Annotated in this window: 7 protein-coding genes and 3 pseudogenes; 5 read left to right on the top strand and 5 right to left on the bottom strand. The window is 55.7% G+C overall.

The window, feature by feature from the left end:
* Positions 1-136: pseudogene (locus tag HMPREF2690_RS12445) on the bottom strand (N-acetyltransferase); the annotation flags it as partial.
* Positions 129-470 (bottom strand): HAD family hydrolase, encoded by a 342-nt coding sequence (locus HMPREF2690_RS12440; RefSeq protein ID WP_070820937.1) that lies wholly within the window; start codon positions 468-470, stop codon positions 129-131. The gene HMPREF2690_RS12440 and the pseudogene HMPREF2690_RS12445, both read right to left, overlap by 8 nt.
* Before the next feature lie 85 nt (positions 471-555).
* On the opposite strand from HMPREF2690_RS12440, the pseudogene HMPREF2690_RS12435 reads away from it, so the two are divergent.
* The 4 genes and pseudogenes from HMPREF2690_RS12435 to HMPREF2690_RS11330 all read left to right on the top strand — a co-directional run.
* Positions 556-783: pseudogene (locus HMPREF2690_RS12435) on the top strand (glutaredoxin family protein); the annotation flags it as partial.
* Between the two features lie 385 nt (positions 784-1,168).
* Positions 1,169-2,314, top strand: a complete 1,146-nt coding sequence (locus tag HMPREF2690_RS11340) for an ImmA/IrrE family metallo-endopeptidase (RefSeq protein ID WP_070820936.1) — start codon at positions 1,169-1,171, stop codon at positions 2,312-2,314.
* Positions 2,315-2,452 (top strand): type II toxin-antitoxin system VapC family toxin, encoded by a 138-nt coding sequence (locus HMPREF2690_RS12035; protein ID WP_141758925.1) that lies wholly within the window; start codon positions 2,315-2,317, stop codon positions 2,450-2,452.
* A 428-nt stretch (positions 2,453-2,880) separates the two neighbouring features.
* Entirely contained in the window at positions 2,881-3,072 is a 192-nt protein-coding gene (locus HMPREF2690_RS11330; protein ID WP_070495014.1) for a hypothetical protein, read from the top strand.
* A 248-nt stretch (positions 3,073-3,320) separates the two neighbouring features.
* On the opposite strand, the gene HMPREF2690_RS12305 is transcribed toward HMPREF2690_RS11330, so the two are convergent.
* Entirely contained in the window at positions 3,321-3,998 is a 678-nt protein-coding gene (locus HMPREF2690_RS12305; protein WP_070614954.1) for a TetR/AcrR family transcriptional regulator, read from the bottom strand.
* 91 nt (positions 3,999-4,089) lie between these two features.
* Here HMPREF2690_RS12305 and HMPREF2690_RS11320 point away from each other — a divergent pair, with 91 nt between their 5' ends.
* Positions 4,090-5,319, top strand: coding sequence for an MFS transporter (locus HMPREF2690_RS11320; protein ID WP_070820935.1), 1,230 nt, complete (start codon positions 4,090-4,092; stop codon positions 5,317-5,319).
* On the opposite strand, the pseudogene HMPREF2690_RS11805 reads toward HMPREF2690_RS11320, so the two are convergent.
* Together HMPREF2690_RS11805 and HMPREF2690_RS11315 are read right to left on the bottom strand one after the other, a co-directional pair.
* A pseudogene (locus HMPREF2690_RS11805) lies at positions 5,320-5,484 on the bottom strand (terminase); the annotation flags it as partial.
* Positions 5,485-5,575: 91 nt separating this feature from the next.
* On the bottom strand, positions 5,576-5,878 hold a 303-nt coding region (locus tag HMPREF2690_RS11315), incomplete at its 5' end, for an ATP-binding protein (RefSeq protein ID WP_168167302.1).

Genomic DNA, 5,878 nt, shown 5'->3' with positions numbered 1-5,878 from the left:
GGGTCTTCATTGTCAGCTCGGGGCGGTGCTCGTACGTGCGGGGATCGGAGTGGATGGCAAAAATGGCATCGATATCCGCATGTGTAGGCACCGACAACTCAAGCCGCGGGGTGTGCAGGGCAAACGCATCAGGCATGGTGAGTCCTGTCCTGCCGCTTGCTCCACAACCGCCACAAAGAGAACTCACCCGCGGCACTCAGTACCGGCAGGGTGGACAGGCGTACGGCGCGGCGCACCGGACGGTAGTCGCGGACGGCCCAGCCTTGGGCTTTCGCGTGGCGGCGCAGCGCACGGTCCGGATTGACGGCAACGGGGGAGCCGACCATCTCAAGCATGGGGAGGTCGTTGATGCTGTCGGAGTAGGCGGTGCACTGCTTGAGATCGTGTTGCTGCAGTAGGTCCTCAAGGAAGCGGCGGAGGTTTCCTTGAGAGACTGACCATTGTGCAAGGAATTCCCGCTGTTCTGACATGGCAATCGTGACTCTTTCGGTGGCGGTGTTAGCGTGAGCAATCATACAAGGGCGAGCGACGTAGGCACGATGAAGACGAGTTGCGATGAAGACGGTCGAGCTGATGGTGCGCTCCACGTGCGGTTCGTGCGAGCGGGTGGAGGCGCAGATCGCTCCGGTGGTGGAGAAGTGTGACACGGAGCTAGTGCTTGTCGACGTCGACCTGGACCCCGACAACGCCGCCCAATACGGCGATCGCGTGCCGGTTGTCGTCATTGATGAGGAGGAGTTTGCATGCTGGGAAGTAGACAACGCAGACCTTGAAGCCGAGCTCCTCTTTCCAACGCTGGGGGTTCTTTCGTTTTTATGTTGTTATGTTCGTTCCCGGTCCGTCGATGACGGGCGTAGCAGTGCACTCCGGGGGTGGGGCCGAGCTTCGCATCGACCCCTTCCCGTCGACCAACTCAGGTCAGCGCGGTGACGGTGCGGGCGACGCCGGAGTACGAAGGGATCCGCCAGATTGCAATAAGAAATCCAGCCCACACTCTGAGCTTGGCTCGGAGGCGGGCTGAACGATTGACATGAACCCTAGCATGAGCGAGGCTAGTTCCGCAGGCATGAAAACTCGTTTGTATCAATTTGATAGCTGTAGCTCCCCGGAGATGTTTGCTGGGCTCCTCCGCTAAGGTAAAAACTACGTAACTAGCGGGAGGTGAGTGATGACTGTTCGAATCGACATTGCAGCACCGACGTTGCGTTGGGCCCTACAGCGGACCGGCGTCACGGTTGAAGAACTTGCCCAAAAAAGCGATTTTCGGTTGGTCCGGCAATGGCTGGAAGGGGAGGTATCCCCGACGTTGCGTCAGGCCCAGCACTTGGCATCGCTTGCTTGTATCCCGTTTGGATACTTGCTTCTCGACGACCCCACGGATGACCAACCGGATTTTCCAGATTTCCGCACCGTAGACAGTAAGAAAGTAACCGAGTTCAGCCCGGAATTGAAGGAAACGATTTACGCCTGTGAGCGGCGTTTGGGTTGGTACGCCGAATTTGCTCGTGCAGAAGGCATTGAGCCCCCATGCTTCGGTGGCGAATGGACATTACGTGATAACCCGGACGATGCCGTGCGTGCATTACTTCCTCAGCTCGCCGATGCTGGATGGAAGCCAGGCAGGGCGGCTACTGGTCGAGAGAATGTGCTGGAATTAGCGGAGGCAATTGAGCACTGCGGTGTCTTGGTGATGCGAAACTCCGTACTTGGAAATAACAACCACCGCAAACTCGACATCGACGAGTTTCGTGCTTTCACACTGCTCGATGGTGCTTACCCCTTGATCTTCATCAACGGCAGTGATTGCAAAGTTGGGCAGTACTTTAGCCTTGCTCACGAGCTAGGCCACGTGCTACTCGCTGCAGAAGGGGTCACTGGAGCCATGAACGATCATCACGATGTAGAGCGATGGTGTAACAGGTTTGCAGCTGCCCTGCTTCTGCCGCAGCATGCGTTGTTGCAGGAATGGGACAGAAATCCCGATCTGAAACACATCACTGAATGGGCATACGATGCGTACCGGGTAAGCGCGGATACGACACTGTGGTCCCTTGTGGGGCAGCGCCGCCTTGGCAAACCACAAGTACAGGAATTCCTTCGGCAACGTCCCTCGAACCCTACGCCTCCGATTGTTAGTGGAGGCGGTGACTTCTTCGTCACGTTGAAGTCTCGGCTGGGTGGCCGGTTCTTGGACACAGTAACCGGCGAATATGCAGATGGCGCAATTTCTCAAGAGGAAGCTTCGCGCCAACTGGGCATTGCAAAGACTGCGACGCTGAAGAATGCGGTTACTCGTATGCAGGAGGTCGCATAGGTGTACCTCATCGATACGAATATCGTGATCGGTGCGTTCAATCACCGTCCGCGAGACATTTTTGAATCGTACGACGAGTCCGAAGACATGGTTGTTGAAGACCTTGAGTTTGGCGACCGCAAGTTCAAGATCGACTAGGGCGATTACTTTAACTTCAAGATTCCGCTGGTATCTTCCGTCCAGTCTGCTCTGGACGTGAAGCCGGGGGCAGTCAGCGAGGCAGTGGAAGGCATGTCCGAGCAGGTCGATACCTACATCGGCAAGCTCATGAAGGACGGAGTGAAGAACTCCAACAAGGTGGGCACCCTCCCGCTCGACATTGAGAAGAAGGACGCGTACAAGACGCTGGTGGCGCTGCGTAAGAAACTCAACGCCACTTCGGTTCCGAAGACTGACCGTTTCGTGATGGTTGGCCCCGAGATGGAATCGGCGTTGCTGTACGACGAGCGCCTGGACAAGGCAGTGAACAACAGCAATCTCTTGAACGGTGAGATTGGTCGCCTGCTCGGGTTCCGCATCATTTCCGCGCCGACGGTGCCGACGGTGGCGGGCCGTGAGGTGTCATTGTGGGCCACCCGATGGCTACCGCGTTCGGCTACCAGATCACGGAGGTGGCGGAATCGTCCATGCTGCCGTTCCGTTTCACCCGTGCGATTACGGGCCTCCAGGTGTACGGCGGTTCCGTGTTCCGCCCGGAGGTGCTGGCGACGGCTGAACAGGATGTGGTGGAGCCGACCACGGCGGGTGCTACCGAGTAGACGCTAGCCCGTAGCAGGCAGCGAAGGGGGTCAGGGTGTGTGCCTTGGCTCCCTTTACCCATACCTGGATGAAGGGCACACCATGAATAATCCGTATCAGGAAGAACTACTTAACCGTCTCCGTGACCATGAGAACGCGAGGGGTGAACGTGAACTGACCCGGCTTATCAACTGGGCTACATCCGCTGTGTTGAAGTACACAGCTGTGCGGACGCTCACTAAGACGATGATTGAGAAGTGGGTCAGAGTTAAGGCAGCAGGGTGTGTTCGATGCCGTCTAGGATCACATCGATGACGAGGTCGTAGTATTCCTCGGACATCGCTTCTTCTTCATCAGGGTGTGAGAGAGGCTCCAGGTAAGAGTTGACAATACTGGTCAGTCCAACAGATTGAGCCATCATAGGCTCAAGTCTGACAAGCATTTCGTGCAGGTTGTGGCGAGGCTGGATTTGATTGGATGCGCGCAGGTTTCTCGCTCCGATCGTGTGGATGATCGAGTTCGCGATAATTGTGTAGGCCACAGGCGAATTGTCACCAAACCCAGCTTCTTGTAGTTTGGCCCAGGCTCCATCGATCATCGGCAAAAACTGTTCGGTGAACTTGCCCCGCGCGAACCTGTCGGTAATCCCCGGATATGCTAACAATGCGGGGCGTAGATTGTGAGCCATAGCTCGAAACCAGGCTTTCCATTCAAGGTCCGGGTCGGGAACTTCAATCCCGACACATACCCGGTCTACAACAGCATCACAAATGGCTTCCTTGTTTGGAAAATAATGATAAATCACTGAGGGAACCACGCCCAGTTCACGGGCAATGTCCCGTACTGACCATCCCTCAACGCCACTGATCGCGCTTAACTGTACAGCTTGTTTGACAATCAGCTCGCGTGATAGCCCAGCCCTTCGCCCCGTTGGCACAGTGTTCATAAGGTGACCCTAACTTATTACTTGACCCTTACTAGAACACCATTCTACAATATCCCTAAGTGAAACAGTGTTCTAGTAATGGAGTGTAGTGATGCCCGACCCTCGTAGTAATAAGCCGACACAGAGCTCTATTGATCCAGGAGCGCAAGCGAACCTGGTAGTGGGAATCGTTTTTCTCGCCTTTATGGGGCAAATGATTCTCAATCCGATCATCGCGCCACTGTCACGACAGATGGGATTGCGGGAATGGCATATTGGCGCCACTATCTCTTTGGCAGCGATTGTACTAGCGAGCTTGAGTGCTTATTGGGGGCGAGCTTCCCAACGTGTCGGCGCTAAACGTGTACTCGCGGCCGGGCTTGTGATCGCGATCATCGCTTTGAGCGCCTTCGGTATTGTCTCCTACCTGGGGATGAACCAGGTAGTTGGCGGTGTCGGACTAGTTTTTGGTGTTGTGATCACTCGTGGTTTGCTCTATGGTGGAGGGATTTCAGCGATCGCCCCGACCGCGCAAGCCCACCTGGTCACGCATGCTGCCAGCGAGAACGGGCGGGTAAAAGCACTGGGCATGATTGGAGCGGCTCAAGGGATGGCCTCCATTGTTGGAGGTGTTACTGGAGGTGTGTTAGCCGCTGCTGGTGGCCTGCTCTTGCCCTTGGTGGTCATGCCCGTTGTGATGGTGATTGGTCTGGTTGTTCTCTTGGTGAGTTTCGCACCTCAAAGCCGAGGGCAACTTTTTGCAAAGCCTCAACGGATTCGCTTCACTGATCCGCGTGTAGCTCCCTGGCTAGCAACTGGTCTGGTGATGTTTCTTGTGTTTTCTTCTGTTGCTACGATTTTTGGATTCACTGTCCAAGACCGCTTCGCCCTGTCGGCAACTGCGACCGCAGGTATTTCCGCGATTTACCTGACCATCATGGGCGTGACCATGATCATTGCCCAAGCGGTGATTGCTCCAAAGACAGGGTGGGGAGCAGCGAAGCTTTTACGTACTGGTCTGGCCATTACACTAGTTGCAACTGTGCTCATTTGGCCTACCTCCTCGCACGCTTTACTGGTTGTCGGGTGTATCGTGCTGGGGGTAGGTATGGGACTGGCGATGCCCGGGTACAACACTGGCCCAACCTTGAAGATGAGTGTAGATGAGCAAGGCGCAGTGGCTGGCATCATCAACGCTAATAATGGGTTGGCGTACGCGATTGCCCCGCTGGCTTCGACCGCCCTTTACGGGTGGAACCCGCTGGCACCCTTCGCCGTCTGTATCGCCTTGATTGCAGTGGTCGTCATCTACGCCCACACCGCACCCGCACTACGCCAATAACTATGAGCGTGCCTGAAGTAGCCGTTCCATCACGTTATCCGCAGGAGTCGGCCCCGAGTAGTCCACCAGCGAGTTGGCTTTGACGACATCGAAAATCTCGTACCAGAGCGTATTCGCCTGCTTGCTAAACGACTGAGACATGGCCACGAATGGGGACGCGATAGCTGTTAGGACCACGGATTTAATAACACTGTGGTGAGTATCCAGTAACGCCCGAGTGAGTATCGGGTAACACTCGGGCGTTGACTATGAGCCGCTACTGCGTATTGGCTTCGAGGCGCATGTTTGGTCCTTCGAGTGTGATGATCTCAGCGCCAACGACAAGCCGATTCAGTATCGACTCGGCGATGACAGCATCCGGGATGGACTTGTACCACTCATCGGGCGTGAACTGGGAGGTGACAATGGTTGATCCCCGGTGTTCACGCTCAGCAAGAATGTTGAGCAGCTGGTGTGCTGTGGCAGCATCAATCGGCGTTGTTAAGAAGTCATCAAGCACGAGTACGTCTGCCAGGTGTAAGTCTTGAAGGTTGCGTCCCTTAGTGTGGTGTAACGCTTG

The organism is Corynebacterium sp. HMSC034E11 (genome assembly GCF_001835905.1).
In the GTDB taxonomy this organism is placed as follows: Bacteria; Actinomycetota; Actinomycetes; order Mycobacteriales; family Mycobacteriaceae; genus Corynebacterium; species Corynebacterium coyleae.
The sequence above is the reverse complement of the archived record's forward strand: the minus strand, read 5'-3'. Positions and strand labels throughout refer to the sequence as shown.

Coding starts and splice junctions, on each gene's coding strand:
- HMPREF2690_RS12305 (WP_070614954.1), bottom strand. CDS start 3,998: ATGAACACTGTGCCAACGGGGCGAAGGGCTGGGCTATCACGCGAGCTG.
- HMPREF2690_RS11320 (WP_070820935.1), top strand. CDS start 4,090: ATGCCCGACCCTCGTAGTAATAAGCCGACACAGAGCTCTATTGATCCA.
- HMPREF2690_RS12440 (WP_070820937.1), bottom strand. CDS start 470: ATGTCAGAACAGCGGGAATTCCTTGCACAATGGTCAGTCTCTCAAGGA.
- HMPREF2690_RS11340 (WP_070820936.1), top strand. CDS start 1,169: ATGACTGTTCGAATCGACATTGCAGCACCGACGTTGCGTTGGGCCCTA.